The sequence below is a fragment of the Flavobacterium zubiriense genome, from assembly GCF_041729725.1.
Lineage (GTDB): Bacteria > Bacteroidota > Bacteroidia > Flavobacteriales > Flavobacteriaceae > Flavobacterium > Flavobacterium zubiriense.
The window spans coordinates 1-3,564 of the sequence record NZ_JBCFQL010000022.1; the positions used below are offsets into that span (position 1 = coordinate 1).

3 protein-coding genes are annotated in these 3,564 nt (G+C 33.3%); all 3 read left to right on the forward strand.

The features are described 5' to 3' along the window. Window positions 1-639 (forward strand): T9SS type B sorting domain-containing protein (locus AAGV28_RS15315; RefSeq protein WP_373407625.1); only part of this gene is annotated, 639 nt, incomplete at its 5' end. Between the two features lie 61 nt (window positions 640-700). Next, entirely contained in the window at window positions 701-1,612 is a 912-nt protein-coding gene (locus AAGV28_RS15320; RefSeq protein WP_373407626.1) for a PorP/SprF family type IX secretion system membrane protein, read from the forward strand. 11 nt (window positions 1,613-1,623) lie between these two features. Continuing rightward, window positions 1,624-3,564, forward strand: a complete 1,941-nt coding sequence (locus tag AAGV28_RS15325; RefSeq protein WP_373407627.1) for an OmpA family protein — start codon at window positions 1,624-1,626, stop codon at window positions 3,562-3,564.

Here is a 3,564-nt window from a genome sequence, read left to right on the forward strand (position 1 = left end):
AAAACCGCTAATAAAACCAATTATGATACTTTAGGAGAGGTTATAACCTATACAATTGTAGTAACAAACACTGGAAATGTTACCCTTCACCAAATTGTTGTAAATGACCCATTAACGGGATTAAACAGCACTTTTGAAAGTTTGCCTATTGGTGAATCTAAAGAGTTTATTGAAAATTATACTGTGACTCAATCTGATTTAGGGAATGAGACAATAAGCAATACGGCTACCGCAGATGGATTATCGCCTACTGATGTTCCTGTAAGAAATTCTGATACAGTAGTTATTGACAGAGCATTCGTTTTAGGCTGTGGTTCTATAGTTGTCCATAATGCTTTCACTCCAAATAATGATGGAACAAATGAAGTGTTTAAAATTGATAACATTGAAGATACCCTTTGTTACCCTGAAAATTCTGTTGAAATCTATAACAGATGGGGAGTATTGGTTTATGAAACTAAAGGATACAACAATGATGATAAAGCATTCAAAGGATTTTCTGAAGGAAGAGTAACGGTAGACAAATCAGCGGGATTACCTACTGGAACGTACTTCTATATCTTGAACTATACTGCTGTTGGTTTACAAGGTGAAATGATTCCTAAAACAGCCCAAGGATATTTATACCTTACTAGATAAAAAAACTCCAATCTAACAGCCAGAGGTGCTAAAAAAACCTCTGGTTTAAAAAAGAAGTCAAATGAAAACAAAAATACTACTAATCAGTCTATTGTTTACTGCTATTGGAAGTTATGCGCAGCAAGATGCACAATACACTCAATACATGTATAACACTATAAATATAAATCCTGCTTATGCTGGTTCTAGAGGAGCAATGAGTATATTTGCCTTACATCGTACTCAATGGGTGGGACTCGATGGAGCTCCTACAACCAATGCAATTTCGATTAATACTCCCTTAAACAATAGCAGATTGGGTTTAGGTGTTTCAATTGTAAATGATGAAATTGGACCAACAACTGATAATACAATTTCTACTGACCTGTCCTACTCAATTCCTACTTCTGAAAATGTAAAACTTTCATTTGGTATTAAGGCTTCTGTTAACTTATTTAATTTAGATATCAATAAATTAAATCCAGAAGTGGGTGGAGATCCAAGACTGCAAGGATTCGATAATGAAATTACTCCTAATATTGGAGCGGGTATTTATCTTCATTCTGATAAGGCTTATGTCGGTTTTTCGATTCCAAACTTCATCGAAACAAATCAATATGCGGATAATCAAATAGCGGTCAATAAAGAAAAATTAAATTACTACTTAATTGCAGGTTACGTAATGGATTTAAGTTACAACCTGAAATTCAAACCTGCTTTATTGACTAAAATGGTACAAGGGGCTCCCTTGCAAGTGGATCTTTCTGGAAACTTTTTGTTCAATGATAAATTCACTTTAGGGCTTGCTTACAGATGGAGTGCTTCTGTAAGTGCCATGGCTGGATTCCAAGTATCAGATGCAATGTACATTGGATATGGATACGATTTAGAAACAACCAAATTAGATAATTACAATTCTGGTTCACATGAAATTTTCTTGAGATATGAAATTTTCAAAAACAATAAAAAAATTACTACTCCAAGATTCTTCTAAATACAATTATCATGAAAAAAAATATACTCTTTTATATAGCTATGATAAGTGTTTTTTCTTTGAACATTTATTCTCAAAAAGCTAAATTAGCCAATGCCGATAAAAACTATGACAACTATGCCTATATAGATGCAATAAAGACCTATGAAAAAGTCGCTGAGAAAGGATACAAATCAGCTCCTATGTTTGAAAAACTAGGAAATGCATATTATTTTAATGGTGAGTTAGACAAAGCCGTAAAATGGTATGCCGAATTGTTTGCAATGCCAGAAGTTCAAATTGAACCAAGTTATTATTACCGTTATGCACAATCTTTGCGTGCTAGTGGCGACAATGATAAGGCAGATCAAATCCTTAAAGAATTTGATAAAATTTCAGACAATGATAGTAGAGCTAAACTTTTTAAAGAAAACGCCAATTATTTAGATGAGATAAAAGCAAATTCTGGGAGGTACAAAATAGAAAATGCAGCCATCAATTCGCAATACTCTGATTATGGATCAACTATTTACAACAACAAAATTGTATTTACTTCGGCTAGAGATACTGGAAGTTTAGGACATAGAAAACACACTTGGACTGACCAACATTTTACCAATCTTTACAGTGCTGATTTAGGTGAAGAAAATATCCCTAGCAATCCTGTTAAATTTAATAAATCATTAAAATCTAAATTTAACGAAGCTACTCCTGTCTTTACAAAGGATGGAAATACAGTATATTTTACAAGAAACAACTACATTGATGGTAAAAAAGGTAAAAATGAAAAAGGAATTACCTTAGTCAAATTATACAAAGCCACATTAGAAGCAGAAAAATGGACTAATATACAACCGCTTCCTTTTACCAGTGACAATTACAGTACCGCCCACCCTGCCCTAAGTCCTGATGAAAAAACATTGTACTTTGCTTCAGATATGCCTGGAACTTTAGGGCTGTCGGATATTTTCAAAGTACAAATTAATGACGGTGGATCTTTTGGAACTCCTGTAAATTTAGGATCAACAATAAACACCGAAGGAAGAGAGACATTCCCTTTTGTAAGCCAAGAAAACGAACTTTACTTTGCCTCGGATGGACATCCAGGTGTAGGGGGATTAGATATTTTTATGGCTAAAATTAATGATGATCATTCTTTTAATAAAGTACAAAATATCGGAATGGATGCCAACTCTCCTAAAGATGATTTTGCTTTTATCATTGATAGTAAATCTAGAAGAGGCTTCCTGTCTTCTAATAGAGATGGTGGACAAGGATATGATGATATCTACCAATTTTTAGAAACCAAAAGACTAATTTGTGAACAAGAATTACACGGAGAAATTACAAATCTGGATTCTAAAATACCACTACCTAATGCCAAAGTAACTTTGTTTGATAACAAAATGAATCTTTCAAATACTGTTTATACTGACCAAAAAGGCACTTATACTTTTATGGTAGAATGCGGCAAATTATACACTGTAAGAGCCGAAAAAGAAGATTATAATACCAATGAAAAACAAGTCACTACTTCTAAAGAAAATGGAAAAACCTATTTGCCTATAGCCTTAGAAAAGAACCAATGTAAAGTAACCATTGGTGACGATTTAGGAAAATGTTTTAGCATTAAAAATATTTATTTTGACCTCGACAAATCTAATATTAGAACCGAAGCAGCTTTAGATTTAGAGAAAATATTAGATGTTTTAAACCAATATCCTAATATGAAACTAGACATCCGCTCCCATACCGATAGCCGAGCTTCTTTCAAATACAACGAAGCTTTATCGGACAGAAGAGCTAAATCAACCATCAGCTGGTTAGTACAAAATGGTATCAATGCTAACCGTTTAACAGGTAAAGGATATGGCGAATCTCAATTAGTAAATAAATGTGCTGACAACGTAAAATGTACCGAAGAGGAACACCAAATGAATCGTAGAAGCGAATTTATTATTACTGATTTATAA